Source organism: Pseudomonas sp. zfem005, from assembly GCF_032621735.1.
GTDB lineage: Bacteria > Pseudomonadota > Gammaproteobacteria > Pseudomonadales > Pseudomonadaceae > Metapseudomonas > Metapseudomonas solani.
This window is the reverse complement of the sequence record NZ_JAVYJE010000016.1, coordinates 33,521-60,238: the sequence shown is the minus strand read 5'-3', so window position 1 is coordinate 60,238 and position 26,718 is coordinate 33,521. Positions and strand designations below refer to the sequence as shown.

At 66.5% G+C, this 26,718-nt stretch carries 24 protein-coding genes; 11 read left to right on the top strand and 13 right to left on the bottom strand.

The window, feature by feature from the left end:
- Positions 1-604: 604 nt before the first annotated feature.
- From RTW82_RS28585 to RTW82_RS28570, 4 genes are all read left to right on the top strand, one after another.
- A complete protein-coding gene (locus RTW82_RS28585) occupies positions 605-2,065 on the top strand; it encodes a DUF3369 domain-containing protein (RefSeq protein WP_271660838.1) in 1,461 nt (486 codons plus the stop codon).
- On the top strand, positions 2,062-3,720 hold the full coding sequence (locus tag RTW82_RS28580; RefSeq protein WP_316927201.1) for an ATP-binding protein: 1,659 nt from the start codon (positions 2,062-2,064) through the stop codon (positions 3,718-3,720). Before RTW82_RS28585 ends, RTW82_RS28580 begins: the two co-directional genes overlap by 4 nt.
- A complete protein-coding gene (locus RTW82_RS28575; protein ID WP_316927200.1) occupies positions 3,717-4,466 on the top strand; it encodes a substrate-binding periplasmic protein in 750 nt (249 codons plus the stop codon). The genes RTW82_RS28580 and RTW82_RS28575 overlap by 4 nt, the downstream gene beginning before the upstream one ends.
- 748 nt (positions 4,467-5,214) lie before the next feature.
- Positions 5,215-5,826, top strand: a complete 612-nt coding sequence (locus tag RTW82_RS28570) for a LysE family translocator (RefSeq protein ID WP_184491283.1) — start codon at positions 5,215-5,217, stop codon at positions 5,824-5,826.
- A gap of 3 nt (positions 5,827-5,829) precedes the next feature.
- On the opposite strand, the gene RTW82_RS28565 is transcribed toward RTW82_RS28570, so the two are convergent.
- A complete protein-coding gene (locus RTW82_RS28565) occupies positions 5,830-7,917 on the bottom strand; it encodes a PAS domain-containing sensor histidine kinase (protein ID WP_316927199.1) in 2,088 nt (695 codons plus the stop codon).
- Between the two features lie 186 nt (positions 7,918-8,103).
- On the opposite strand from RTW82_RS28565, the gene RTW82_RS28560 reads away from it, so the two are divergent.
- Positions 8,104-8,859, top strand: coding sequence for an NAD-dependent deacylase (locus tag RTW82_RS28560; protein WP_316927198.1), 756 nt, complete (start codon positions 8,104-8,106; stop codon positions 8,857-8,859).
- Between the two features lie 28 nt (positions 8,860-8,887).
- On the opposite strand, the gene RTW82_RS28555 is transcribed toward RTW82_RS28560, so the two are convergent.
- The gene (locus RTW82_RS28555) at positions 8,888-9,403 is read right to left on the bottom strand and encodes a thioredoxin family protein (protein WP_316927197.1); all 516 of its coding nucleotides are present in this window, start codon (positions 9,401-9,403) and stop codon (positions 8,888-8,890) included.
- A 456-nt stretch (positions 9,404-9,859) separates the two neighbouring features.
- Between RTW82_RS28555 and RTW82_RS28550 the strand changes: the two genes are divergently transcribed.
- The 3 genes from RTW82_RS28550 to RTW82_RS28540 all read left to right on the top strand — a co-directional run bounded on the left by RTW82_RS28550 (position 9,860) and on the right by RTW82_RS28540 (position 11,680).
- Positions 9,860-10,417, top strand: coding sequence for a helix-turn-helix transcriptional regulator (locus tag RTW82_RS28550; RefSeq protein WP_316927196.1), 558 nt, complete (start codon positions 9,860-9,862; stop codon positions 10,415-10,417).
- A gap of 113 nt (positions 10,418-10,530) precedes the next feature.
- Entirely contained in the window at positions 10,531-11,109 is a 579-nt protein-coding gene (locus RTW82_RS28545) for an HD domain-containing protein (protein WP_316927195.1), read from the top strand.
- 187 nt (positions 11,110-11,296) lie between these two features.
- The gene (locus RTW82_RS28540) at positions 11,297-11,680 is read left to right on the top strand and encodes a c-type cytochrome (protein ID WP_316927194.1); all 384 of its coding nucleotides are present in this window, start codon (positions 11,297-11,299) and stop codon (positions 11,678-11,680) included.
- Positions 11,681-11,717: 37 nt separating this feature from the next.
- On the opposite strand, the gene RTW82_RS28535 is transcribed toward RTW82_RS28540, so the two are convergent.
- From RTW82_RS28535 to RTW82_RS28515, 5 genes are read right to left on the bottom strand one after another with little or no spacing between them, the layout of a single operon-like run.
- Positions 11,718-11,858, bottom strand: a complete 141-nt coding sequence (locus RTW82_RS28535; RefSeq protein ID WP_184491268.1) for a DUF2256 domain-containing protein — start codon at positions 11,856-11,858, stop codon at positions 11,718-11,720.
- Complete coding sequence (locus RTW82_RS28530; RefSeq protein ID WP_410478869.1) at positions 11,855-13,399, bottom strand: cryptochrome/photolyase family protein; 1,545 nt, start codon at positions 13,397-13,399, stop codon at positions 11,855-11,857. The genes RTW82_RS28535 and RTW82_RS28530 overlap by 4 nt, the downstream gene beginning before the upstream one ends.
- Positions 13,393-13,698, bottom strand: coding sequence for a DUF6482 family protein (locus RTW82_RS28525; protein WP_021220926.1), 306 nt, complete (start codon positions 13,696-13,698; stop codon positions 13,393-13,395). Before RTW82_RS28525 ends, RTW82_RS28530 begins: the two co-directional genes overlap by 7 nt.
- Before the next feature lie 30 nt (positions 13,699-13,728).
- Positions 13,729-14,265 carry a DUF3833 domain-containing protein gene (locus tag RTW82_RS28520; protein WP_316927192.1) on the bottom strand — a complete coding sequence of 179 codons (537 nt, stop codon included), beginning with the start codon at positions 14,263-14,265 and terminating at the stop codon, positions 13,729-13,731.
- Between the two features lie 11 nt (positions 14,266-14,276).
- Complete coding sequence (locus RTW82_RS28515) at positions 14,277-14,828, bottom strand: chalcone isomerase family protein (protein ID WP_316927191.1); 552 nt, start codon at positions 14,826-14,828, stop codon at positions 14,277-14,279.
- Positions 14,829-15,573: 745 nt separating this feature from the next.
- Here RTW82_RS28515 and RTW82_RS28510 point away from each other — a divergent pair.
- Complete coding sequence (locus RTW82_RS28510) at positions 15,574-16,236, top strand: hypothetical protein (protein WP_316927190.1); 663 nt, start codon at positions 15,574-15,576, stop codon at positions 16,234-16,236.
- Positions 16,237-16,354: 118 nt separating this feature from the next.
- Here the strand turns inward: RTW82_RS28510 and RTW82_RS28505 are convergent, their stop codons facing one another.
- Entirely contained in the window at positions 16,355-17,497 is a 1,143-nt protein-coding gene (locus RTW82_RS28505; protein ID WP_316927189.1) for a hypothetical protein, read from the bottom strand.
- 365 nt (positions 17,498-17,862) lie between these two features.
- On the opposite strand from RTW82_RS28505, the gene RTW82_RS28500 reads away from it, so the two are divergent.
- Together RTW82_RS28500 and RTW82_RS28495 are read left to right on the top strand one after the other, a co-directional pair.
- Positions 17,863-18,312, top strand: a complete 450-nt coding sequence (locus RTW82_RS28500) for a hypothetical protein (protein WP_316927188.1) — start codon at positions 17,863-17,865, stop codon at positions 18,310-18,312.
- Positions 18,313-18,732: 420 nt separating this feature from the next.
- The gene (locus tag RTW82_RS28495) at positions 18,733-20,154 is read left to right on the top strand and encodes a restriction endonuclease (protein WP_316927187.1); all 1,422 of its coding nucleotides are present in this window, start codon (positions 18,733-18,735) and stop codon (positions 20,152-20,154) included.
- A gap of 362 nt (positions 20,155-20,516) precedes the next feature.
- On the opposite strand, the gene RTW82_RS28490 is transcribed toward RTW82_RS28495, so the two are convergent.
- From RTW82_RS28490 to RTW82_RS28470, 5 genes are all read right to left on the bottom strand, one after another.
- Entirely contained in the window at positions 20,517-22,184 is a 1,668-nt protein-coding gene (locus RTW82_RS28490; RefSeq protein ID WP_316927186.1) for a GMC family oxidoreductase, read from the bottom strand.
- A gap of 17 nt (positions 22,185-22,201) precedes the next feature.
- Positions 22,202-23,503 (bottom strand): carbohydrate porin, encoded by a 1,302-nt coding sequence (locus tag RTW82_RS28485; protein WP_316927185.1) that lies wholly within the window; start codon positions 23,501-23,503, stop codon positions 22,202-22,204.
- 109 nt (positions 23,504-23,612) lie between these two features.
- Positions 23,613-24,347 (bottom strand): SDR family NAD(P)-dependent oxidoreductase, encoded by a 735-nt coding sequence (locus tag RTW82_RS28480; protein ID WP_316927184.1) that lies wholly within the window; start codon positions 24,345-24,347, stop codon positions 23,613-23,615.
- A gap of 2 nt (positions 24,348-24,349) precedes the next feature.
- Positions 24,350-25,408, bottom strand: coding sequence for a 2,3-butanediol dehydrogenase (locus RTW82_RS28475; protein ID WP_316927183.1), 1,059 nt, complete (start codon positions 25,406-25,408; stop codon positions 24,350-24,352).
- On the bottom strand, positions 25,408-26,679 hold the full coding sequence (locus RTW82_RS28470) for an MFS transporter (protein WP_316927182.1): 1,272 nt from the start codon (positions 26,677-26,679) through the stop codon (positions 25,408-25,410). The genes RTW82_RS28475 and RTW82_RS28470 overlap by 1 nt, the downstream gene beginning before the upstream one ends.
- Positions 26,680-26,718: the final 39 nt, after the last annotated feature.

Genomic DNA, 26,718 nt, shown 5'->3' with positions numbered 1-26,718 from the left:
TGGGGCACCGCCGGTGGATGAAAAGAGCGCCATCCACCCTACGCAGCGGTCATGCCCGCGCGGTGGTGCAGCTCCGTAGGGCGGGTGAAACCCGCGTGGTGGGGGTGCCGGGGTGTCGGGTTTCACCCGACCTACATGGGGCTCGGTGCCGTAGGTTGGCGCCGAGCGTAGCGAGGCCCAACGCAGCGATGTGTGGCCTCGCGGCGGGCGCTCCCTGTGGGAGCGGCTTCAGCCGCGAAAGGCCTGCAGCCGGCACTGGGCGGCGAGTTGCCGGGTATTCCATCGCGAATGAATTCGCTCCCACGAGGCGGGCGACGGTGCTGGCTGCGAGATCGCTTGGTGGATGAAAAGAGCGCCATCCACCCTACGCAGCGGTCGGCTTCGTGTTCTGGGCCTGGTTTTTGCGCGGGGATGGGATCTATTCAGCCTTTTCATCGAACATTTTCAGACGTTACCGCTTGATAGGGCCTTGGTACTTTTCGGCGGCAGCTATGCTCTTTTTGGGCTCGTTCGAGGAGTAAGAGCAATGGATTTTTTCGCCACCCCCGCTTCGCCACCTTCCCCTTCACCCGCTAGCCGGTCATTGGCCCCCTGGTGCGTGCTGGTGATCGACGACGACCCGGAGGTCCACGCGGTAACCCGGCTGGCTCTGCGCGGCTTCGAATTCCAGCAGCGGCCGCTGGAGCTGCTGTCGGCCTACTCGGCGGCGGAGGCGCGGGAGACCTTCCGCCAGCGCGGCGACATCGCCCTGGCCCTGGTGGACGTGGTGATGGAAACCGAGCACGCCGGGCTGGACCTGGTGCGCTACCTGCGCGAGGAGTGCGACAACCGCATGACGCGCCTGGTGCTGCGCACCGGGCAGGCCGGCCAGGCGCCAGAGGACCAGGTCATCCGCGAATACGAGGTGGACGATTACAAGGAGAAAACCGAGCTCACCACCCAGAAGCTGCGCACCCTGCTGTATTCCATGCTTCGCGCCTACCGCGACCTGGGGGTGATCGACGCCCAGCGCAAGGGCCTGAGCAATGTGCTGGAGGCCTGCGCCCAGGTGCAGAACGCCGCCACCCTCAAGCTGTTCTCGTCCACGGTGCTGGAGCAGCTCACCTCGCTGCTGTGCCTGGGCGACTCGGCGCTCTATTGCCTGATCCGCACCGTCGACCACGAGCCGCAGACCCGCACCCTGGCGGCCACCGGAGAGTTCGTCCACTACGAGCCGGACTCGGCGCTGGAGACGCTGCCGCCCATGGTGGTCCAGCGTTTCGACCAGGTGCTGCAACTGGGCGCTTCGCAGCACTTCGACGATGCCTACGTGCTGTTCCGCCGCAACGACCGGGGCGGGGCGAGCCTGCTCTACGTCACCCATGTGGAGCCGCTCAGCGACCTGGACCGGCAACTGCTGGAAATCTACGTGCGCAGCGTGGCCATCACCTTCGAGAACATCCACCTGATGGAGGACCTGCAAGCCACCTCCAAGGAGCTGGTCTACACCCTGGCCAACGCGGTGGAGGTGCGCAGCAAGGAGACCGGCGCCCACGTGCAGCGGGTGGCGCTGTTCAGCGAGCTGCTGGCGCGCCTGCATGGCCTGCCCGAGCGCGAGGTGCAGCTGATCCAGCACGCGTCTCCCCTGCACGACATCGGCAAGGTGGCGATCCCCGACGCCATCCTGCACAAGCCCGGCAAGCTCGACGAGGCCGAATGGGCGCTGATGAAGAAGCACGTCGACTTCGGCGTCGACATCCTCCAGCGTTCGCGCCGCGAGCTGATGCGCGTGGGGGCGGTGATCGCCGGCAGCCACCACGAGCGCTGGGACGGCCGCGGCTACCCGCGCGGGCTGGAGGGGGAGGACATTCCCCTGAGCGGGCGCATCGTCGCCCTGGCCGATGTGTTCGATGCCCTGGGGTCGCGGCGCAGCTACAAGGAACCCTGGACCCCCGAGCAGGTGCTGGAGCTGATCCGTGCCGAGCGCGGCGCCCACTTCGACCCACACCTGGTGGACCTGCTGCTGGCCAATCATGAGGAGTTCCTGGCCATCCGCGAGCGCTACCCGGACGAGCCCCATTCATGAACCCGGCCTTCCAGCGACCCGCGCCGTCGCGGATCGGCCGCAGCCTGTCTTCCAGCCTGGTGCGCATCAACCTGCTGTGCGCCTGCCTGCTCGGCCTGGCCATCAGCGTGGTGCAGGTGGGCCTGGACTACTACCGCGCCCGCGCGCAGCCCGAAGACGACATGCAGGCCCTCTTCGACATGGTGCGCGAGCCGGTCACGGCGGTGGTCTTCAGCCTCGACCCACGCACCGCCAGCGACCTGCTCAGCGGCATGCTCAAGCAACCGGCCCTGGCCTCGGCGCGCATCCTGCTGCCCGAGGGCAAGGTGTTCGCCGAGCACCACCGCGAGCTAGGGGCGCAGGAGGGGCGACGCCTCAACGACCTGCTGTTCGGCGCCACCCTGCATTTCCAGTGGCCCCTGCAGGCGGACCTGCCCGGTGCCGGCCAGCGCGAGGAGCTGGGCAGCCTGCAGGTGGAGGTGGACACCTACCGCTACGGACGGGACTTTCTCGAGCGTGCGCTGATCACCCTGCTGGGCAGCCTGTTCTACGCCCTGGCCATCTCCGCCATCCTGCTGCTGGTGTTCTACCTGTGGGTGACGCGGCCGCTGCGCAGCCTGATCCTGTCCATCGCCCGGGTGGACATCGACGCGCCGGAAACCACCCGCCTGCAGGAGCCCCCCGGCCACGCCGACAACGAGATCGGCGTGCTGGTGCGCTCCACCAACCAGCACCTGCAGGCCATCGGCGACAACCTGCGCCAGGTGCGCGAGGCCGAGGGCAAGCTGAAGTTCTATTCCGACCAGCTCGAATCCACCGTCGCCGAACGCACCCGCGAGCTGTCCCAGAGCGTGCGCCAGTTGCAGGCGGCGCAGCGGCAGCTGATCGAGTCGGAGAAGCTGGCGGCCCTGGGCGGCCTGGTGGCGGGCGTGGCCCACGAGGTGAACACGCCGCTGGGCATCGCGGTGACCGCGTCCTCGGTGCTCTCCGAGGCGCTGTCGGACCTGCGCACCCAGTTCCAGGCACAGACCCTCACCAGCGAAAGCTTCCAGGCACTGCTGGAGCTGGCCCATGACAGCAACGGCATGCTGGCCAACAACATCGGCCGCGCCGCCAAGCTGATCAGCGACTTCAAGCAGACGGCGGTGGACCAGGTGTCCGAGGCCCGCTGCGAGTTCGAGGTGCGCCAGGTGCTGGAGGCGCTGATCGCCAGCCTGCACCCGGAGACGCGCAAGGTGCCGGTGGCGGTGCAGCTGGACTGCGAGGCGGGCCTGCACATGCGCAGCCTGCCGGGGGTGCTGACCCAGGTGGTGGCCAACCTGATTCTCAACAGCGTGCGCCATGCCTTCGCCGAAACGCCCGAGGCGCACATCGAACTGCGGGTGCGCAGCGAGGGGGAGGGCATCGAGCTGGACTACCGCGACAACGGCTGCGGGGTGCCGGCGGAGCTGCACGAGCGCATCTTCGAGCCCTTCTTCACCACCCGGCGCGGCACCGGCGGCACCGGGCTGGGGCTGAACATCGTCTACAACCTGGTCACCCGCAAGCTGCAGGGGCGCCTGGAGTTCCACTCCGAAGAGGGCGCCGGAGTGCGCTTCCTGCTGTGGCTGCCGCGCCGCCTGGCGATGGCCGATGAAGCCACGACGTCCATCGACTCCGTGGAGGGTGAAGCATGAGAACCCTGGTGATCGCGCTGCTGTGCAGCCTGCTGTCCGTGCCGGCCTGGGCCGAGCGCGTGACCATCGCCGCCGAGGACGATTGGGCGCCGTACTCCTCCATCGGCACCGATGGTTCCTCGGCCCAGGGCTTCGCCGTGGACCTGGTGCGCGCGGCCCTTGGCACCCAGGACATCGAGGTGGATTTCCTCACCGTGCCCTTCTCCCGCTGCCTGTTCTACGCCCAGGGCACGCGCGCGGTGGCCTGTTTCGATGTGACCATCACCGAAGCCAACCGCGATCAGTACATCTGGCACCCGACGCCGTTGTTCGAAGAGGGGCTGGCGATCTTCGGCCCCGCCGCCGACCCGCGCACCGACATGGGCGCCAAGGACCTGGCCGGCAAGGTGGTGGGCATCACCAATGGCTACACCTACCCGACCTCCTTCATGGAGGACCCGGCCATCCACCGCTACAACGCCAACTCCGACAGCCAGCTGCTGCAGATGCTGGTGGCCGGGCGGGTGGACTACATCCTGCTCAACACCATGCCGGGCTACATGCGCATCAACCAGGACCCGCACCTGCGCGGCAAGGTGAAGCTCACCGGCGTGCTGCAGACCGACGGCTTCTGGCTGGCCTTCTCCAAGGCCCACCCGGACGGCGCGCGCATCGCCAAGGCCTTCGAAACAGGCCTCCAGGCCCTGCACAAGAGCGGGCGCTACGCGAGCATGGAGGCGGACTTCCGCAAGCGTTACCAGCAGTGATGGGGTGCCCGTCGGGTTGCCCCCGACCCACAGATGCACGGTGCCACAGGTGCCTCCCGTGGGAGCGGCTTCAGCCGCGAAAGACTTGCAGCCGGCATGTGGCTGCGAGTGGTCGGCTAATCCATCGCGAATGAATTCGCTCCCACGAGGCGGGCATGCGTGTGGGCTGGAAGGTCGCTTGGTGGATGAAAAGAGCGCCATCCACACAACGATCAGCTCCGTAGGGCGGGTGAAACCCGCGTGGTTCTGTGCAGGAGCCCTGTCGGGTTGCACCCGACCTACAACGGCACGGCGCCGCAGGTGCCTCCCGTGGGAGCGGCTTCAGTCGCGAAAGACTTGCAGCCGGCACATGGCTGCGTGTGGCCGGCTATTCCATCGCGAATGAATTCGCTCCCACGAGGCGTGGCATGCGTGTGGGCTGGAAGGTCGCTTGGTGGATGAAAAGAGCGCCATCCACCCTACACACCGGTCAGCGCCGTAGGGCGGGTGAAACCCGCGTGGTTCTGTGCAGGAGCCCCGTCGGGTTGCACCCGACCTACAACGGCACGGCGCCGCAGGTGCCTCCCGTGGGAGCGGCTTCAGCCGCGAAAGACTTGCAGTCGGCACGAGTCTGCAAGTGGCCGGCTATTCCATCGCGAATGAGTTCGCTCCTACAGGGGAGGGCGGGGCATGACGGGGAAGGGGGATTTCAAGGGGATTGCCGGCTCGTTAGACTGGCTGCTCCTTCCCGCTTCGATGGCCGATCCCCATGGCACTGCACACCTGGCTGATCTACCTGCTGGCCGTTCTCGGCCTTTCCCTCACGCCTGGGCCGAATGCGTTGTTGGCGCTGTCCCACGGGGCGTTGCATGGTCACCGCCGGGCGCTGTTCACCATTGCCGGCGGGGCGCTGGGCTTCGTGCTGATCATGGCCTTGTCGATGTTCGGCATCGGCGCGCTGCTCAAGGCCTCGGCCGATGCGCTGACGGTGCTCAAGGTGGCCGGCGGGCTGTACCTGATCTGGCTCGGCGTGCAGCTCTGGCGGGCGCCGCCGGTGCAGGTTTCCACCGGTGGCGAGGGCCAGCGCCGCAGCGGCATCAGCCTGTTCCGCCAGGGCCTGTTCTCGGCGGTTTCCAACCCCAAGGTGATCCTGTTCTTCGGCGCCTTCCTTTCGCAGTTCCTCGACCCGGCGCAGCCGCTGTGGCTGCAGTTCCTGGTGATGACCCTGACCTTCGTGCTGATCGAGGCGCTGGTGGAGTACCTGCTGGCGCGCCTGGCCCACCGCGTGCGGCCCTGGCTGGCGCGCAGTGGCAAGGGCTTCAACCGCTGCTGCGGGGCGCTGTTCGCTGCCGCCGGGCTGGCGCTGCCGCTGACCCGCTAGGGGTCAGCCGGTACGTGCCGAGGGGCCCTGTCGCTCGCTGCGCTGGCGTGGCTGCACGCTTTTCTGCAGCAATCCCTTGACCCGTGAGGCGAGGGATTCGATGGCGAAGGGCTTGGCCAGCACCTCCATGCCCGACTCCAGCTGCTCGTTGTCGAACAGGCTGTTCTGCGCATAGCCGGTGATGAACAGCACCCGCAGCTCCGGACGCAGGCGCCGGGCGAGCCGGGCCATTTCCTTGCCGTTCATGCCGCCGGGCAGGCCGACATCGGCCAGCAGCAGGTCGATGCGCTGTTCGCTGTCCAGCAGGGCCAGGCCCGAGGCGCCATCCACCGCTTCCAGCACCTGGTAGCCCAGGTCGCGCAGCACCTCGCCGATGAGCATGCGCAGGGGCGACTCGTCGTCCACCACCAGCACCGTGGCCTGGCGCTCGGCCCGGGGTGCGAATTCCGACCCGGTGTTGTGCTCGATGCGTTCCTCGCCGTGGTGGCGGGGCAGGTGGATATAAAGGCTGGTGCCTTCGCCCGGCTGCGAGGCGATCTGCACCGCGCCGCCAGACTGGCGGGCGAAACCGTAGACCATCGACAGGCCGAGGCCGGTGCCCTGGCCCACCGGCTTGGTGGTGAAGAAGGGGTCGAAGACGCGGGCGATCACCTCTTCCGCCATGCCGGTGCCGGTGTCGGTCACGCACAGCGAGAGGTATTCACCCACTGCCAGGCCCAGCTCCCCCGCGCGGGGTTCCACCAGGCGGTGGTTGCAGGTGCCGATGCTGAGGCGGCCGCCGCCGGGCATGGCGTCGCGGGCGTTGATGCAGATGTTGAGCAGGGCGCTTTCCAGCTGGTTGGGGTCCACCAGCACGGTCCACAGCTCGGGGCCGCTGAGCACTTCCACCTCGATCATCGGCCCCATGGTGCGGCTGATCAGCTCCTGCATGCCGGCCACCAGGCGGTTGACGTTGGTGGGCTTGGGGTCCAGGGCCTGGCGGCGGGAGAAGGCCAGCAGGCGATGGGTCAGGGTGGCGGCACGCTCGGCGGCGGTGCGTGCGGTGGAGATGTAGCGGTCCAGCTCGCCGGTGCGGCCCTGGGACACCCGCAGCTTGAGCAGCTCCAGGCTGCCGCTGATGCCGGCCAGGAGGTTGTTGAAGTCGTGGGCGAGGCCGCCGGTGAGCTGGCCGACCGCTTCCATCTTCTGGCTCTGGCGCAGCAGCTCTTCGGTCTGGCGCAGGGTTTCGGCGCGTTCGCGCTCCTGGGTGATATCGCGGCCGATGGCGCTGATATGGCCTTCGCCGGGGCTGGATGACCAGCTGATCCAGCGGTAGCTGCCGTCCTTGTGGCGCATGCGGCAGTCGAAGTCGCGCAGGGTTTCGCCTTGCATCAGGCTGTGGCTGGCGCCCCAGGCGAGGGACAGGTCATCGCCGTGCACCAGGTCCAGGGAGCTGGTGCCCACCAGTTCCTTTTCGCTCCAGCCCAGCACCGGCCCCAGCGCCGGGTTGGCGGCGGTGATGGTCATGTCCAGGCGGGTGATCAGCATCACGTCCGGCGACAGGTTCCACAGGCGGTTGCGATCGCGGGTGCGGTCGGCCACCTGGCGCTCCAGGGTCTGGGTGAGCTGGCGCAGCTGCTGCTCGGCCACCCGCTGCGCCGTGGTCTCGATCACGGTGTCGAGCACGCCCACCACCTCGCCGCGCTCGTCGCGCACCGGGCTGTAGCAGAAGGTGAAGTAGCAGCGCTCCAGGCGCCCGTTGCGGTCGATCTCCAGCGGGAAGTCTTCGATGAAGGTGGCCTCGCCGGTGAAGGCGCGGTCGGCGATGGGGCCGATGCTGTACCAGGCCTCCCGCCATACATCGTCGAAGGGCCGGCCGAGGGCTTCGGGCTTGGCCCCGAGAATCGGCTTGAAGGCGTCGTTGTACAGGGTGATGCGCTCGGGGCCCCAGAACAGGCAGCTGGGAAAGTGCGAGGCGAGCATCATTTCCACGGCCACCCGCAGGCTGGCGGGCCAGGCGGCGATGGGACCGAGGGGCGTCCGTGCCCAGTCGAGTTCGCGTACCCGCCGGCTCATCGGGCCGGGTGCAACGGGGAAGGATGTGGCGTCCATGGCGTTATCCGTTGGAACAGGCAAGCAATATCGGTCAAGACGGCCGCCTTGGCCACCTTCCTGGCGATAAAAAACGCTGACTGGCGCACACCCAGGCGGTTCGTTCGTCGCTTGCCCGCCGGGGCGTTGAACGCTCGTACCAATGCTGGCAGGGTGGTTGCCCCGCTTCGTTACCGGACCCTGTCGATGAGCTTCGATCCCTCCCTGCTGGCCAAGGCCCGTCACCTCGTGGTGTTCACCGGCGCCGGCATCTCCGCCGAGAGCGGCATCCCCACCTTCCGTGACCGCCTGACCGGGCTCTGGGAGCGCTACGAGGCGAGCGAGCTGGCCAGCGCCGAGGGCTTCCGCCGTGACCCGGCCCTGGTCTGGGGCTGGTACGAGTGGCGCCGCACCCTGGTGCACCGCGCCCAACCCAATGCCGGGCACCTGGCCATCGCCCGCCTGGCGACCCTGGTGCCGAAACTCACCCTCATCACCCAGAACGTCGACGACCTCCACGAGCGCGCCGGCAGCCGCGAGGCGCTGCACCTGCATGGCCGCCTCGATGCGCTGCGCTGCTTCGCCTGCACGCGGCCGGCGCTGGAGATACCCAAGCCCGACGAGCCGAACGAGGGGCGCCGGGTGGAGCCGCCGCGCTGCACCCGTTGCAACGGCAAGCTGCGGCCGGGCGTGGTGTGGTTCGGCGAGCAGTTGCCGGGGGACGTGTTGCGTGCCGCCTTCACGGCGGCCGAGGAATGCGACCTGCTGCTGTCCATCGGCACCTCGGGCGTGGTCGAGCCGGCCGCGAGCATTCCGCGCCTGGCGCTGAGGGCGGGCGCCACCGTGCTGCACCTCAACACCCAGCCGGTGGCGGTGCAGGGCGAGCGCGAGTTCGCCCTGGCGGGCCCGGCCGGCGAGTTGCTGCCGGCGCTGTTGCAACAGGCCTTCGGCGCTGACGCCTAGGCATCATCTCAACGGGGGGGCCAGCGGCTCAGGCGCTGCGCTGTTCGGCCTGTTCGAGCAGCGCCAGCAGGTCGTCGACCGTGGCTTCCAGGTAGAGGCCGGCCTTGTAGTCGCGCAGCACCTCGTCACCGGCGCCGATCACCGCCTGTGGGCGCTCGACGAACAGCCCCACCGGCTCGAACGCGGCGTCGAGCACCACCACCAGCGGGATGGAAACCCTGTCGAGGTTCAGGCGCGCCTTGAGGTCGTCCTCGGCGCGGCCCTTGGTGATCACCGCCAGGTCGATCAGCGGCTGGCTGCGGCAGATGAAGTCGAGCACCGAGACGTTGATCTGGCAGTCCGGGCACCACATCTCGCCCACCACCAGCAGGTGGTAGCGGCGCTCGATGCGTTGCAGCCGGGTGAGCGCCGCCGGGGCGATGCAGCCGGGCGTCGCGAGCTTCTGCACCACTGCATTGGCGGCATCCCGCTCGGTGGGCAGGCCGCTGCGGAGGAAGTCGGCGAAGCCCTGGCCGATGTCGAACAGCTGCTGGTAAGACGCCATGGAAGGCCTCCTGGGAACGATGGGAAGAGGCGGGCATCCCAGCAGAAAAGTGGCGTTCGCATCAAGTGTTGCTGCCGCTTTGGCCAGGTAGACGGGGCACCTTTGATCCAGCTTGCGGGGCTGGGTATCGCTCTGTTGGGCCTCGCTGCGCTCGGCGCCAACCTACGGCACTGAGCGCAACCCAAACCACGGTGCCGACCGGTGTGTAGGGTGGACGACGCTCTTTTCGTCCACCGGGGAGGCCGCCGGGAGGCACGATGTTCCGTAGGTTGGGTTGAGGCACGAAGCCCAACGTAGCGGGGGCCGGGCATCGTTGCGTTGGGCCTCGCTGCGCTCGGCGCCAACCTACGGCACCTTGCGCAACCCATCGTCGGGAATCACAGGATTATCTGGCCGCGTTCCGCATGAGCCTGCAAAATCCGCTCTCTTTCCACGGATTTCCCCTGGGCCCGCACCATGAACGACAGCCTTCTGAAACCGGCCGTGCTCGGCGTCGCGCTGCGGCGTTGGCGCCTGCTGCATCGGGTCAAGCAGGCCCATGCGGCGCAGCTGTTCGGCGTGGCGCAATCGACCATCTCGCGCTGGGAAAGCGGCGTGCAGGAGATGGAGCCCGCCGAGCGGGCGCGGGTGGAGCAGATGCTGGCCGCCCGGCTGGAGGCCGCAGCTGACCAGGCCCTGGCGCGGCTGGTGAGCGACAGCCCGCGCGCCGTGCACCTGGTCTGCGATCTCAGCCACCGCCTGCTGGCCTGTTCCACCGCTCGCGCTGCCGAATTCTCCGTGCCCCTGGCCGAGCTGATGGGGCGCTCGCTGTGGCGCTACGCAACGCCGGAGATCGCGCGCAAGGAAGCGGCCCTGGATGCCCTGGGCTGGCGCGACCTGCTGATGCCGCCGGCGCTGGAGTTCGGCAGCGGCGCCAATGACTCCGCCATCGTGCCCATCCGCCAGGGCCTGTGCCGCTGGACGCGCATGACCCTCTCCGATGGCACCGCCGCGCGCCTTGTGGAAACCCTCTGAGCCCCAGCCGCCCACGCATAATCCATGCGTGGACGCGGCATCGCCCCCGCGCCTAGGCTGTGCGTTTGCAAGGGCGCCCCCTGCGCCCCAATGGCCATATTCGCGGGTGAACCATGAACATCGACAGGATCAAGGGACGGCTCGACTTCCTCCGCGAGGCGGAGCGCCTCAAGGACGTGCTGCGCAGCGCCCACACCTCCGGCGGGCGCGCGGAAAGCACCGCCGAACACAGCTGGCGCCTGTGCCTGATGGCCATCACCTTCGCCGATGAACTGGCCGGGCTCGACCTGCTGCGGGTGCTGAAGATGTGCGTGGTCCACGACCTGGGCGAAGCCATCCACGGCGACATCCCCGCCATCGAGCAGGGCGGCCATCCCGACAAGGGCGCCCAGGAGCGCGAGGACCTGCTGACCCTGACCCGCACCCTCGATGCCGGGCTGCGCGACGAGATTCTCGCGCTGTGGGATGACTACGAGAGCGCCGCCTCCCCCGAGGCGCTGGCGGTCAAGGCGCTGGACAAGCTGGAGACCCTGCTGCAGCACAACCAGGGCGCCAACCCGGCGGACTTCGACTACGCCTTCAACCTCGACTACGGGCGCCGCTACACCAGCGGCGAGCCGCTGTTCGCGGCCATTCGCGAGCAGCTGGACGCAGGCACGCGGCAGCGCATGGAAGCCCAGGCGGGCGAGTAGGGCGCTCCCTGGCACCCCGCTCGAACCCCATCACCTCTGCGCCCGGCATGACACGAAAACCCTGACGCTAGAGCGGCTGCCTGTGGGACCATGGCGGCGTGCCGGTCGACCTTTCTGGACGACGCGCGTGTTGCAGGAGCAACGCCGAGGCACACCCTCGATCCCTGTCTGGTTCGTACAAGGCCGTATGAAAATCAAACCGTCGCTTATCGCGCTGCTGGGCGCGCTGTCACTCACCCAGCCCCTGTCCTGTCTTGCGGGTATCGCCAACGGCAAGACGCTCTACCAGCAGCGATGCGCCGTGTGCCTCGGGGCGGATATCAAGGGCACCGGGCCCCTGGCCCACAAGAGCGACCCGCCCACCCCCGACCTGACCACGGCTGCGTTCAAGCAGCGGCTGGCGGACTACCCGGGCGTCATCGTCTCGTCGGTGATTCTCCGCCCCAACGGCAACCTGATTCCCCGCACCCTGCAGGAGAACGGCGTGAAGATCCCGCCTCACGCCTGGAGCGTTCAGGATTTTCGCGACCTCAACCAGTACATGAGCGGCGTGATCCTCAAGACGCACTGAAGAGCGGCGCAGAGGCGAGCGGGGCGGCTGCCCACCTTCACTGAGCCGCGTGGCGCTGGCGACGGCAGCGCTCGGAGCAGTAACGCACCTCGTCCCAGCAGTGCGCCCAGCGGCGGCGCCAGGCGAAGGGTCGGCCGCACACCGCGCAGGTCTTTTGCGGCAGGTGCGCCTTCTTCACAGCGCCTCGCCGGCATCCAGCCGTGCCAGCAGCCATTCGCCGCGCTCCCAGAGCGCATCGACCCGGGCCTGGTCCATGCGCTGCAGGTTGCGATAGGGCATGGCCAGGCGCGGGTTGCGGCTCAGGCGCTCGCTGTGGCGCATCAGGAAGTGCCAGTAGAGCGCGTTGAACGGGCAGGCGTCCTCCTCGGTGGCACGGTCCACGCGGTAGCGGCACGACGCGCAATGGTCGGACATGCGCTGGATGTAGCGGCCGCTGGCGCAATAGGGCTTGGAGCCGAGGTAGCCGCCGTCGGCGTGCATCACCATGCCCAGGGTGTTGGGCAGCTCCACCCACTCGAAGGCGTCCAGGTAGACCGCCAGGTACCACTCGCAGATGGCCGCGGGGGCGATGCCGGCGAGCAGGGCGAAGTTGCCGGTCACCATCAGCCGCTGGATGTGGTGCGCATAGCCCAGCTCCAGGGTCTGGCCGATGGCCTGGGCCATGCAGCGCATCTCGGTGCGGCCGGTCCAGTAGAACGCCGGCAACGGCCGGCTGTTGCCGAAGACGTTGAGCGTGGCGTAGTCCGGCATGCGTAGCCAGTAGATGCCGCGCACGTACTCGCGCCAGCCGATCAACTGGCGGATGAAACCTTCCGCCGCGTTGAGCGGCACCTGGCCCTGGCGGTGGGCGCTCTCCACGTCGGCGCAGAGCTGGCGCAGGTCCAGCAGGCCGATGTTCAGGGCGGCGCTGATGCGTGCGTGGAAGAGGTAGGGCTCGCCTTCGGCCATGGCGTCCTGGTAGTCGCCGAAGGCGGGCAGGGCGAACGCCAGGAAGTGCTGCCAGAGCGCCTGGGCCTCGGCGTGGGTCACCGGGTAGTCGAAGCCCTCCAGGTGCCCGTAATGGTGGGCGAAGCGCTCGCCCACCAGGGCCACCACCTCGCGGGTGATGGCGTCCTGGCCGAAGCGCGCGGGAAAGGGGCCGCGCACGCCCTTGGGCAGCGCCTTGCGATTGTCGGCGTCGAAGTTCCAGCTGCCCCCCAGCGGCTGGCCGTCCGGCTCCAGCAGCAGGCCGCTGCGCTTGCGCATCTCGCGGTAGAACAACTCCATGCGCAGTTGCTTGCGCTCACCCGCCCAGCGCGCGAACGCCTCGCGGGAGCAGAGGAAGCGGCTGTCGGCGTGCCAGTTCAGCGGCAACCCGGTGGCGCGCAGTGCGTCCTCCACGCGCCATTCGCCGCACTCGGTCAGGTGCAGCTCCGGCTCGCCCAGGGCGGCGTGCCAGCGGCGCAGCTCGCCCGCCAGGCTGCCGCTGTTGTCGGGTGCGTCGAGCCGGGTGTAGATCACCCGCCAGCCACGCTGCTCCAGTGCAGCCGCGAAGTGGCGCATGGCGCTGAAGACCAGCACGATCTTGTGCGGGTGGTGCGGCACGTAGCTCGCCTCTTCGTTGACCTCCGCCATCAGCACCGCGTCGCGGGCCGGGTCGAGGGCCGCGAACAGCGAAAGGTCGAAGCTGAGCTGGTCGCCCAGCACCAGGCCGAGCCGGCGAACGTGGCCGTTCACCATTGCGAGTCCAGCGACAGGGGCAGGCGCAGCGGTTCCAGCGGGCCTTCGCGGGCGCCGCACATCTCGTCGTGGACGCAATGTTGCACCAGCTCGCAAGGCAGCCGTGGCAAACCCTGCAGCAGGTCGCGGAGCTGGGTCGTCGAACGCAGGCGCAAGACCTTGCCCTGCTCGTCCAGCACCCCTTCGAGGCCCGAAGCGAGGCGCGCCTGGAGGATGTAGAAGCCGCCCTCCAGGGATACCACGTCGAGCCCTTCGATACGGCCCGCCAGCGCGGCTTCGCCAAGTTGTTGGAGATTCATCGCCCAGTCCTCCGGCTCACGCTTGGTCAGTCAGTTGTGCAACGCGGCATCGCGGCGGAAGAACAGGGTCACCTGGCCCAGTTCGACGCCGAGCTTGCTCATGCTCGAGCGGTTGATCAGGGTGTCCTCGTCCATCAGGTACATCCAGTCGTCGAAATCCACTTCCCAGGTCGAGCCGTCCACTTCCAGGTTCAGCGTGTAGCGCCAGCGCAGGGCGTTGCCTGCCACCTCGCCATCGGCCTCGCCTATGACGTCCGCCGCGCGGCCGCGCCAGCGTCCATCACCCAGCGGTTGCAGGGTCCACACCCGCTGCTGGCGGGTGCCGTCGCTGTAGAGGAAGCGTTCGTCAAGAATCAGCCGCTCGCCCTCGCGGTGGCTGGTGATGTCCACCTTGAAGCGCTTGACCACCTCGCCCGAGCGGTTCTGGAAGATGCCCCAGGCCTGCACCGGCCGGGAGAAGAACCCCGGCAGGTCCAGCTGCGGGCGCTCCTTGGCGTAGTGATCGACCTCCACACCGCCACACCCGGCGAGCAGCAGGCAGCACAGCAACCCTATTACGGCACGCATCATCGGCCTCCTCATTGGCTTGTCTCATTGAGCCCGAGCAGCTCGCGGCGCAGCTCGGGATTACGGGTACGGGCATCCAGCCAGATGGCGAAGAACGCCTGGGCGAAATCGGCATCGGCCACCGCGTGGCGGAACTGGCCGTCGACGTAGAAGCGGCTGCCTTCGCCCGGCAGGTAGAGGCCGGTGATGCGCTGGCCCGGCTGCACATCGACGAAGGCCTGGCGCATCTCGCCGTCCCAGGCCGCCAGGCGCGCCTCGTCCAGCGAGGAACCGCCCAGGCGGCGCATCTCGTCCAGGCTGGCCTGCACCAGGGTATCTCGCGACAGCTCGCGGCTGTAGATGAGCTCCAGGGCGAAGGGCTGCTCCCAGTCGATGGGCGCCGCCGGGCTCCATAGGCGGGCCTGGTACACCCGCAGGCCGAACCAGGTGAAATCGCCCTGGCCGACCAGCTCGGCCTTGGGAAGCTCGCCCCGCCAGTCGGCCCAGCACGGCGCGGCTATCAGAAGCAGGCATAGCAGGACGGCACGGCGTAGCGCCGAAGCGGGGGATATCGCCAGGCCCATGGTGGTCTCTCCCGGTCTGTGGGTGGGTGATAAAATTATACAAATATTAGCTTTGTATAAGTATTTGTATAGATTTATCGAGCGGCGACGCTGCAACAGCCTGCACGGAGTAGGCCCGTGTGTGGGGGACATCGCTCTACATGCCCACCAGGCGGTGCCAATCGTGAGCCCGATGGTGGATGAAAGAGCGCCATCCACCCGACGAAGAGCCGCCTGTAGGTCGGGTGCAACCCGACAGCTGTGGGGCAGGAACTCGCGGGTTTCACCCGCCCTACGAAGTGCCGTAACAGCCAGCACGGAGCGGGTCCGTGCGTAGGGTGGCCATCGCTCTTCATGTCCACAGTGCGGTGCTGGACGGGACTCCGATGGTGGATGAAAAAAGCGCCATCCACCCTACGAAGGGCAGCCTGTAGGTCGGGTGCAACCCGACAGCTGTGGGGCAGGGGACTCGCGGGTTTCACCCGCCCTACGAAGTGCCGTAACAGCCAGCACGGAGTGGTTCCGTGTGTAGGGTGGACATCGCTCTTCATGTCCACCAGGCGGTGCCGGATGGGACTCCGATGGTGGATGAAAAGAGCGCCATCCACCCTACGAAGAGCGGCAACGGTTCGAAGTGATCACCGGATCACGCTTAGTACAGATGTACGAGTTGACCCTCGCGGGCGCACGTCGCTAGATTCCCGCTCCCTCTTCGCCGCCGGGCCTGTCGCCCCGCAGCGGTCACAGTGGCAAGGACCGGCCCTTCATGCACAAGATCACTCCCTTTCTTCTCACCAGCGCCTTGGCGCTGATCTGCCTGCCCAGCCACGCAGAGGACATCGAGCCCTTCAGCTGCCGAAATGGCTATTTCCCCTCCGAGGGCAAGTTCAGCCAGCTGTACAAGGTCGTGAACAAGCACCAGACGCACTTCTTCAAGGACGACGAGCGCTGCCCCGAATCCGAGGGCTGCCAGCAGAAGGCGTACCTCATCGAGGGCGATGAGGTGCTGGTCAACAAGATCGAAGGCGGTTGGGCCTGTGCCTGGTACCAGGGCAAGAAGCGCGAAACCGTGGGCTGGATCGAGTTGGTGAACCTCGCGCCAGCCGCTGACCCCTTGCCGGAAACCAGCGATTGGCTGGGCACCTGGAAGGCCTGGGCCAGCACCCTCACCATCGAGCAGCAAGAGCAGGGGCCGGGCCTGCACGTGACCGGCGATTCGACCTGGGGCAGCGGCGCCAGTACCCACATCGGGCAGATCGACGGCACCTTCAAGCCCAAAGGCCGCTACGCCATGACGAAGGACGGCGACGGCAAGTACGACTGCGCTGTCGAGTACACCCGTATCGGCCGCTTCCTGATCGTCGATGACAACAACAACTGCGGTGGCATGAACGTGAGCTTCGACGGGGTTTACGTCCGGGCGCAGTGAACCCGGCGACAAGGCCTGCAGGATGAGTTCGGTGCCGTAGGGTGTGCCGTGTGTTTAGCCGCACTGTGCTTCCGGCGAGCCCCAGGTGCGCGCAGTGCACCCTACGTCCGGAGTGATCTCAGGCCAATGAGTGTGTGCAGTAGCGCTCGATCACTTCACACAGTTGATCGACCTCGCCCAACGGCACGAATCGGCTGATCGACCAGCCATTTTCACCGCGCTTCTGGCTGAAAACGCGATAGCCGACCACGGCGCCGCCAAATCGATAGCGGGAGACGAGCAGCGTGTCTTCGCCATAGATGAAGTCGGGTCTGTGGGAGATGTGGAGGTATTGGAAGGGGTTGCTCGGGTCGAAGTGAATCGATTCGAACAGGCCCTTTGCGTCCAGCCGTTCGAATGCTTCCTTGAGGTCATCCTCGAAGCAGGTGTGACCCTTGCCAGCCCGCTCTCGGATAGTCGTGACGGGTACGGTGTTCACGGGCCAGCCGCTGAGTTCCGGCACCAGGTGATCCCAGCCCTTGGCCAGTGCAATCTCGCGGGGCGTCTCGCCATGGGCATTGGCCCGGAAGACATTCGCCATGCCCTGGAGCCCTTCGAGAATCTCGATGCGACGGGTCGCGCCCCAGCTGCCGGGCTTCTCGGCGAACGGTGCCTTGATCAAGGCGGTGATCAGGGTCTCTCCGTCCCGGGTGAACCCTTCCACCACGTCGTACGGAATGCTGTCCCAGTTGATGGAGTAAACATCGCCGATCTGGATCAACGTGGCCAGGGCATCGGTGCTTTGCGTGCTGAGCAGTTCGTTGTTCACCCGCTTGAATGCCTTCAAGGGTAAATACACCGCCTCGATGCTTTCCGCTTCCGACGTGAAGAGAAAGGTGCCGGGAAGCTTTTTCTTGCAGTGCTTGTGCAGCGCATCGAGAAAGCTCTGATCGATGTAGGTGCCTCCCTCGTGGGTGAACTTCAGCGAGTGGGTTTCCTGCTGCTGGGTGAAGGTCAGGGTGAGCTTGCCGGTGCGGCTGGCTTTGATCTGCACGTCCTCCGGTGCCAGGCCGCCATTGCTGATGGCCGCCAGGCGAGCGAGTAGCACTTCGTAGTCTTGCGGCTCATCGATCACGTCGGGGTCCAGCGAGGCAACGTTCGCCGGAATCAGCTCGCGGAATATCTCCACGATAGTGGCCTTGTCCTTTGCGCTGTTGGGCACCCGGCCGGAGAAGGCCTTGGTTTTTCGCAGGATGTCGGTAAGCAGGGCGAGGGTGTTCATGAGATGTCCTTATCTCGGCAACCGAGCGGGTCAGGTGAACGTGAGCGCGTGGGATATCGGGTAGAGCGCCTCGGCAGGCGAGCGCGCATGGCGACATCCATTTCCATGCAGCTGGCCGATAGTGCCACTGCCAATGCAGGTTGGAAATCGAGGCGGCACGGATCTGTGAAAGGGTGCTGGGATACGCCGAGGGTGACCGTAGGTGAGCCGTGCGCCTCCCCTCTGCGAACCCATCGACAGGAACTCATCCCGGGGATTGAACTGGAGTGCGCGCCGTCGATGATGGCGCCCTGGGTACGCCCAACCGCAGGCAGGGAAGCCGCCTCGTCGGGCGTCGAGGATGATCCACACAAGGAGGTTGGCACATGCACGGCATGGCATTGATCGGGATGTTGCTGGTGGGCACGCTGCCCGCGCTGCTCCCTGGATGGCGAGCATTCCTGGCGGCCCTGGCTGGGGTGGCGGTGCTCTACTGGGCGCAGGTCGCCTGGTTCTTCTGGGCCGTGGAGCGGGAGGCGTCCGAAGGGCCCACCTTCATGGCAGGCATCGCCATCCTGGGCGTCGAGCAGGTGCTCGTCGTTGCCTCGGTCATCGGGCGGTTCATCGTCCACGCCCTGGCCCGCAGCCTGGGCAGGCGCGTGCGTGCCGGCCTGCTCTGGGGGCTTGCTGTGTTGGCAGCCAGCATCTGCGCCTTCTCGCTCAGCGGTTACGCGTCGACCCTGCTCATGGGGGCGGCGGTGCCGTTCGCCTGGTTGTGGCTGGCCTTGCTGCTGGCGCCTCGTCCGGCCCGGCCCCTGTCATACGCCTCGACATAACGGCCCTTGTCACCGGTCGCATCGAGCTGGAGCAGATCGTCGAAAGAGCTTCGAAGAGCTGGTGCACAACGAGGAGCGCAACGTGAAATCATCGTCTTTCCGCGTGCGGCCTGACCCCGGCGCCAGGCCAGGTTTTTTATGGGGGAGGGAAGGGCGGGGTGGGGGCGTTTGAAGGGTGAGTATCGGCCAGAAGCGGTCATCCATGCACGGCTCACCAGCCGTAGGGTGCAGAATGTGCCATTGCTGTCACCTAAAATGCACGCAATAAGCTTGCAAATAATCTAGGCAGACGACGGTCTACAGCCAACGCGCGATGCCAAGTAAATAGGGAGTCAATTGGACTATGATTGAAGACGGGTTTGGTAGATATGGGCGAAGAAGTCCACACGCATAAATGGCATTAACTATGGAGATTTAGAAGTGCTGGATTTCACTGAGCTTTCGGCGGACGGTCAAGACCTAGAACTGCTGGTGCGAGAGCTACTTTTTCGTCAGGGCTTCTCCGTTTACTGGAGCGGCAAAGGTGCAGATGGGGGGCGCGACTTAATTTGTATTGAAAGACGAGGCAGTTTTTTTCAGCAAGATGAGCGCTCATGGCTAATTCAGTGCAAGCACAACGCTAACAGTGGGAAGGCCGTTGGTATCGCAGATTTAGATGATATTTCAGATAGCTGTGCACATCATAATTGTCAGGGCTATCTGCTTGTTTGCTCTACCTACCCATCATCTGCCGTAGTAAACAGACTGGAGGGAATTTCGAAAAACCCTCAAAAGTCGGTTGTTGCCAGCTATTGGGATTCCGTTAAGATTGAGCAACTTCTCTCCACGCCCCAGAATTGGTCTTTGGCACAACGTTTCTTCCCTGTGTCAGCAATTGCAGAAGACTGGCAAATTTATGCAACGGACATGCCGAATCAATGGGTGGTCATATACAAGGGATACTACTTCCACCTAAAGAATCGTATAGGATCGCGTCACAGCCATCACTTGGAATCAATTAAGCAAAGAGTCGCAGATATTGAAGGAATCACGCTTCCCGAAAAGCATTTTCTGAGGCCAAGATCAGTCTACTACGATGACAAGAACGGCGGGTACGAATGGTATGTCGATTATATGTATCCAAACACTCAGCGCGCAATTACTGGATCCGCACAAGTCGCGGATGCATTAGGTGACGGATACGCACTGGAGGATGGGCAACTCTATACCTTTCATGTAAAGCTACGCAGCTATCTTGAACATAGCGATCACTATGATCCGGATCATTATGACTATTATGACTCCGGTTCTATACCAAGGAGCGGAGGCGCGCGCGGGTATGAGAGCTATGAAGATTATGCAGAGGCGGACGATTCCAAAAGAAGGTTGACTGAGGACTCAGAAAGAGAAAAAAATCGAGGCTTTGAGAAACTGTGCAAAGAGCTTGAGCAGATTTCATTTATTAAGGTATTACGAAAATGCAACTCAAGCATAGAATATTTAGATAAATTTTATATTCAGAAAAACTGGTCCGAAATCATTGAGGATCTAGAGCTCGAGGATGATAGATTTTTCTCGGCTTGGTTCTTTATTAGAGTAGCTGATGATGATGCGTTCCATGACATGATTACGAATTTCTCTCAAGGTATTGATAAGCATTTTCGCCTAACAAGGGCGCACATATATTTGCCAGCAGACGAACCGAAACGTAGTGTCCGCAGCGACGACAGCATATTATATTATGACTTGACACTATCAATCCACCCATCGACTATCGGAAACAAAGTCATGGGCCGGAGTTTGCTAAATGAATACTTCGAAGAATTAGCTAACGCAATTACTGCTTTCCGAGGAGAAAACTAGCGGCTTTAATTGATGACCCTCGCCATTGGCAGCTTATGGCCGATAGCCGCCATTCCCATCAGTAACGCCGCCCCCCATGCGGCGTTTTTCATTTCTGCACCTTTAGAAAAACCGCTTCCAACTCGGCCCATCTCTTAGCAACGGATCACCGCGCGCGGCCATACAACGTGGCAGGTCATGCCGGGCGATCCAGGTTTCGCTTTGCGAGCGTGGCATAGGGGGCGCGAAGGAGACCGGCTAAACGACGGGGCGGTGTAGGGGCGACTTCAGTCGCCAAGGGATGCGCAGCATCCCCCTGCGATACCGAGTGGCAGACCTGCGGTCTGCTTGGCGACTGAAGTCGCCCCTACATGCCGAGCACCCTAAGAGGTCAGCACGGGCTGGGCGGTGGCATTGGATTCCGGGTGAGTCGCAGCGCGCTGCGTACCCAGAATCATCTCCGCCGCCTTCTCCGCGATCATCATCGCCGGGGCGTTGGTGTTGCCGGTGATGAGGGTGGGCATGATCGAGGCGTCCACCACGCGCAGGCCGTCTATGCCGTGGACGCGTAGCTGGTCGTCGACCACGGCGAGCGGGTCGTGGCCCATCTTGCAGGTGCCGACGGGGTGGAACACGGTGCCGAGGTTGTGGCGTATCCATTGCTCGATCTGCGCCTGGCTGTCGATGGCTTTGCCGGGCACCAGCTCGCCGCGCAGGTGCTGGCGGAAGGCGGCGGTGCCGGCCAGGCGGCGTACCAGGCGCACGCCTTCCACCAGTTTGCGCAGGTCTTCGGGGTGGCTGAGGAAGTTGGCGGCCAGGTGCGGTTTGTCGCGCGGGTCCGGTGAGTTCAGGCGCACTTCGCCGCGGCTTTGCGGGTGCATCACCGCCACGTGCAGGCTGATGCCGTGGCCGAAGGGCACCGGCCGTTGCGGCTGGTTCTTCAGTGCCGGGGCGACGATCAGGCCCAGTTCCGGTGTCGGTGCGGCCGGGTCGAGCCGCAGGAAGCCGCCGGCTTCCACGGTGTTGGAGGTGAGTGGGCCGCGCCGGCCGGCCAGGTACTGCCAGGGCGAGCGCAGCAGCGGCCAGAGCCCGCGCAGGGAGAGGCCGTAGCCCAGGGCGGCGTCGCTGCGGTACATGAGCACCACGTCCTGGTGGTCCTGCAGGTTCTGGCCCACGCCGGGCAGCTCGTGGCGCAGGGCGATGCCGTGGCGGGCCAGCTCCACCGCCGGGCCGATGCCCGAGAGCATCAACAGCTGCGGCGAGTTGATGCTGCCGGCGCTGAGAATCACCTCGCGCTCGGCGAGCAGCTGCAGCAATTCCTCGCCCTGGCTCACTTCCACGCCCACCGCGCGGTCGCCCTGCAGCAGCACGCGGTGGGTGAGGGCGCCGCTGAGCACCTGCAGGTTGGGGCGCGCCAGCACCGGGTGGAGAAAGGCCCGCGCGGCGCTGCAGCGTTCGCCGTTGATCTGGGTGACGTGGAAGGGGCCGATGCCTTCCTGATCACTGCCGTTGAAGTCGGCGTTGTAGCGCCAGCCGAGTTCTTCGCCGGCCTGGTAGAACACCGCATTCACCGCACTGGGGCTGCGCAGCTCGGCGACGTTGAGTTCGCCGCCCTGGCCGTGCCAGGCCGAGGCGCCGGGCTCGAAGTGTTCCGAGCGGCGGAAGTAGGGCAGCACCTCGTCGTAGCTCCAGCCGCGGTTGCCCTGGGCGGCCCACTGGTCGTAGTCGTGGCGGTGGCCACGGATGTAGATCATCCCATTGATGGCGCTGGAGCCGCCCCACACGCGGCCGCGCGGGCAGGGCACTTCCACTTCGCCGTTGCCGGTGGCGTGGCTGAAGCGGTGCATCCAGTTCCATTTCGGGTTGGCGATGAGGCGGATGATGCCCGCCGGCGTGCGGATGTAGCTGCCGGGGAACAGGCTGCGGTCGCTGGGGCCGGCCTCGATCAGGCAGACCGAGAGGCCCGGGTCGGCGGAGAGCCGGTTGGCCAGCACGCAGCCGGCCGAGCCGGCACCGACGATGATGTAGTCGAAGCGACGGGGTGAGGTCATGGCGGATTCCTTGCGGTTCACAGGCCCAGCAGCGAGCCGAGGTCGAGGGTCAGCTGCAGGGCGACGACGAAGCCGTCGCCACTGATCTCGGTGGCGCCGGGGTTGTAGTAGTTGTCCGGGTTGAAGAGGTACTGGACGCTGGGTTCCAGGGCGAGGTGGCGGGTGAGGGCGAAGTGGCCGTTGCCTTCCAGCGCGTAGACATCCCGCGAGCCCTGGCTCGGGTCGCCACCGGCGGCGATGCGGCTTTGGCGCTGGAACTCCAACTGGTGCGGGTTGAGGCGCAGGTAGCTGGCCTTGAGGTTGAGTGTGTCGCCGGGGCGCTCGAAGGGGGCCAGCCAGCTGATGCCGGCCTCGGCGAAGTGGCGGAAGGGCTGCTTGTCATCAGCGGCGGCCGACAGCGAGCCAAACAGTTGCGCTGCCTGGGGCGCATCACCCTGGCCGCCGTCGGCGCGCCACACCGTTTGCTGGAACTTGAAGAAGGCGCCGCTGCTGCCGTGCTCGCTGGCGCCGGTGAGCGGGTCGTTCTGTTTTGAGGTGTTGTGGTAGCCGTTGAGCTCGTAGTGGGAGCTGTAGGGGTTGCGCTCGGCGCCTTCGCGACGGCCGATGCCGTAGAGCAGGCTGGTGCCGCTGGCGTCGGTGGTGCTGAAGTCCAGCCCGTGGCGCTTTTTCAGGTAGTCCACGGGGTTGGATTCGAAGGCCCCGGCGTGCAGGTACAGCTCCGGCGTCAGGCTGTATTTCAGGTAGCCGCCCCAGGCGCCGTAGGGCGGCGGCAGCACGCCGGTGGAGGCGTCGATCACCGGGTCGTTGCAGGTGACCTGGCTCTCGCAGTTGTAGATGAAGAAGTAGCGGCGCGCGTTGGTGCGGCCCAGGTGGGTTTCCAGGTTGCCGTCGAGCCATTGCTGCTCCCAGGTCAGCAGGCTCAGCTGGCTGGCGCCGATGTCGTTGTGGATCGGCGCACCGCCGAAGTAGCTGCCGACGGCCCCTTGCCAGGCGCCCGAGGTGGGCTGGCCGGTGTTGCGGTCGAGGATGAACTGGGTCTGCTCGATGTGCAGGGCGGCGCCGTCCAGGCCGGCCATTTTGCCCAGGTCCAGGTCGGCGCCGAGGAACAGGTCGCCGCTGTTGCCGAAGCTGTGCGGGCGCGGGCCGGTGTCGAGGTTCTTCACGGCCAGGCTGAGGAATACCGCGTGGGTCTTGATGCCGTTTTCGGCGAGCTGGCTGCCCAGCTCCGCCAGCGGGCCGGGGGCCTCGTCGGCGAGGCCGGGCAGCGGCAGCAGGGGCAGGCTCAGGAGCAGGGCGTTGCGGGCCAGGGTGCGGGTCATGGTTGGGCGGTCCTTTCTTGTTGTTGTTAAGGCGCGGTTGTTTTGGGCAGCAGGGCCTCGCCCCGGGGCGTGGGCTCCGGGGTGGGCGTTTTCGGGTTGGGTCAGGGCTTCAGGTGCAGAGGTAGCCGCCATCCACGGCGAGCACGGCGCCGGTGATGAAGCTGGCCGCCGGGCTGCAGAGGAAGGCCACGGCGGCTGCTACTTCGGCCGGTTCGCCCCAGCGTTCCAGGGGCGTGCGCTGCATGATCCGCCGGGTGGCTTGCGCATCGGCCTTGAGGCCGGCGCCCAGGGGCGTGTCGATCCAGCCGGGGGCGATGGCGTTGACGCGGATGCCGAGGGCCGCGTACTCGATGGCCAGCGACTTGCTCAGCTGCACGATGGCGCCCTTGCTGGCGCTGTAGGCCGGGCGGTCGGCCGAGCCGAAGGTGCTGAACATCGAGGCGATGTTGACGACGCTGCCGCCCTGGCGGGCCAGCAGCTCGCGGGCGCACTGGCTGGCGCCCATCGCGGCGACGAGGTTGATCTGCAGCACGCGCTCGAAGCTCGCCGGCTGGTATTCCTCGCGGTCGCGGCTGATGCCGGCGCAGTTGACCAGCACATCCAGCCGGGGCAGGGCCTGGATGGCTGCTTCCAGCGCGGCGGAATCGCTCACGTCCAGCTCCTGCGGGCGCACCAGCGGGTGGCGCGGGGTGAGCGCGCCATCGGCGTCGAGCCCGAGGGCCAGCACCGAGGCGCCCAGCTCGGCGAACTGCAGGGCGATGGCGGCGCCGATGCCGGAGGTGGCGCCTGTGACCAGCACCTGGCGATCACGGAACAGCCCGGGGTTGAAGGTCGATGCGTGCATGTTCAGGCCTCCGCCAGTTCGGGGTTGGGATTGACCAGCACCTTGATCTGCGCCTTGTCGGCCAGCAGGGCTGCGAAGCCATCGCTGACGGCGCGCTCCAGCGGCACGCAGCGGGTCACCGCGCGGCCCAGGTCGAGGCGGCCGCTGTCGAGCAGGGCGATCAGCTCCGGGTAGACGTCGCGGTAACCGACGCTGCTGGTGATGCGCAGCTCGTTATTGACCAGGTGGAAGGCGTCGAAGCGCGCCTCGCCCATCAGGCCCACCAGCACCGCTTCGCCGCCCTTGCGCAGGCCGTGCAGGGCCGCGTCCAGTGTGGCCTGGGTGCCGGCGGCCTCGAAGGCGCAATCCACGCCACCGTTGGCCTGCAACTGCTGCACCACGTCCACCTGGCGGGCGTCGAGCACGCGCTCGGCGCCGAACTCCAGGGCCCGCGCCAGGCGCTCGGGGGCCACGTCCACCGCGACTATGTGCTCCACGCCGCGCAGCCGGGCGAGGGCGATCAGCAGCAGGCCGATGGGCCCGAGGCCGAACACCGCGCAGCGGTCGCCGGGCTGCAGGCTGCTCTGGCGCAGGGCGTGCAGGGCCACGGCGGCCGGCTCCAGCACGGCGGCCTGGCGCAGGCTCACGCCGGCCGGCAGGCGGTGCAGCATGTAGGCCGGCACCCGGGCGCGCTCGGCGAAACCGCCATCGCCCATCAGGCCGATGAAGCCCATGGAGCTGCACAGGTTGTACTGGCCCGCGCGGCAGTAGCGGCAATCACCGCAGCGGTAGATGGGCTCCACCGCCACCCGGTCGCCGACCGTGAAGCCCTGCACCCCGGCGCCCAGCGCGGTGACCACGCCGCTGAACTCGTGGCCCAGGGTCAGCGGCGCGCGGCAGCCGGACAGCGGATGGGGCTGCTGCTGGGGGATGGAGTGCGGGCCGTCCTGGTACTCGTGCAGGTCGCTGCCGCAGATGCCGCAATAGGCCACCTTGAGTTCCACCTCGCCGGGGCCGGGCGGGGGGATGTCGAGGGCGTCCAGGCGTAGGTCCCGGGCGCCATGCCAGCGCAATGCGTTCATCAGGGTTGTCCTTGCAGGTTGGCGGCGTCGGCGAGGGGGCGGCCGGCCTGGCGGGCCAGCACCGTGGGCGCGGTTTCCTTGAGGAACAGCGAGAGCAGGGCGGCCAGCAGGGCACCGCCGCAGCTCATCCACATGACGATGGAGAGGCCGTAGCGGTCGGCGGCGAAGCCGGCGATGGTCGGCGCGATGAAGCCGCCCACCAGCTCGCCGATGCCCATGATCAGCCCCAGGGCGGTGGCGATGACGCCGCGCGGCACCGTTTCCGCCGGGATGGTGGCCATGAACAGGGTGAAGCAGCCCAGGCCGGTGTAGGTCAGCAGCATCAGCGCGCCGAGGCTGAAGGGCGTGGGCGCATAGAGCAGGGCCAGCGGGCAGCAGGCGGCCACCAGGGAGAACAGCACCAGGGTCGGGCGCCGGCCGATGCGGTCGGAGATCGCCGCCACGGCGAAGCCCCAGAACACCCAGGCCACGCCCAGGCAACTCATGATCCCGCCCATGCTCGCCGGGCTGTAGCCGCGCTGGCTGACCAGGAAGGTGGGGGTGAAGGAAATCAGCACGATGAACCAGGTGAGGAACACGCAGCTGATCAGGGTGCACAGCAGGATGTTGCGGCTCTTCAGCAGGGCCAGGCGGCCGCCGAGCCCAACGCCGTGGCCGGCCGTGCTGGCGTCTGGCTTGCGTGCCCTGTCGTCGGGGCGCACGTAGCGCCAGATCAGCCAGGCGATCAGCAGCCCCGGTACCAGGGAGATGACGAAGGCATGCCGCCAGCCGAAGGCCTCGGCCAGGCCGATCAGCACCGGCGGGCCGATCACCGCGCCCAGCAGGCCGGCGGCCGAGCCCTGCAGCAGGCCCATGTTGAGGCCGCGGCGGTGGGGCGACGAGGCCTCCACCATCAGCGATTGCGACAGCGGCAGGATCGGCCCTTCGGCCAGCCCCATCACGCCTCGGAACAGCAGCAGGCTGAGGAAGCCGCCCACCAGCCCGGACAGCGCCGAGCACAGCGAGAAGAGGATCACTGCGGCGATCAGCAGCGGCTTGCGCACGCCGTTACGGTCGGACCACAGGCCCACCAGGGCCCCGGACACCGCCCAGGCCAGGGCCAGCACCGACGACAGCATGCCCAGGTGGCGGTTGCCGAGCTGCAGCTCCTCGGCCATGAAGGGAAACAGGAAGGACAGTGCCAGGCGGTCGAAGAATACGAAACCGAAGGTGAGGAAGAGCACGCCGAGCAGTACGTTTTCATACCGGGCGTTGGAAGTCGTGGGCGCCATGTCGTTCTCCTCCGGGGCGCCGCGCAGGCGCCCCGGGCA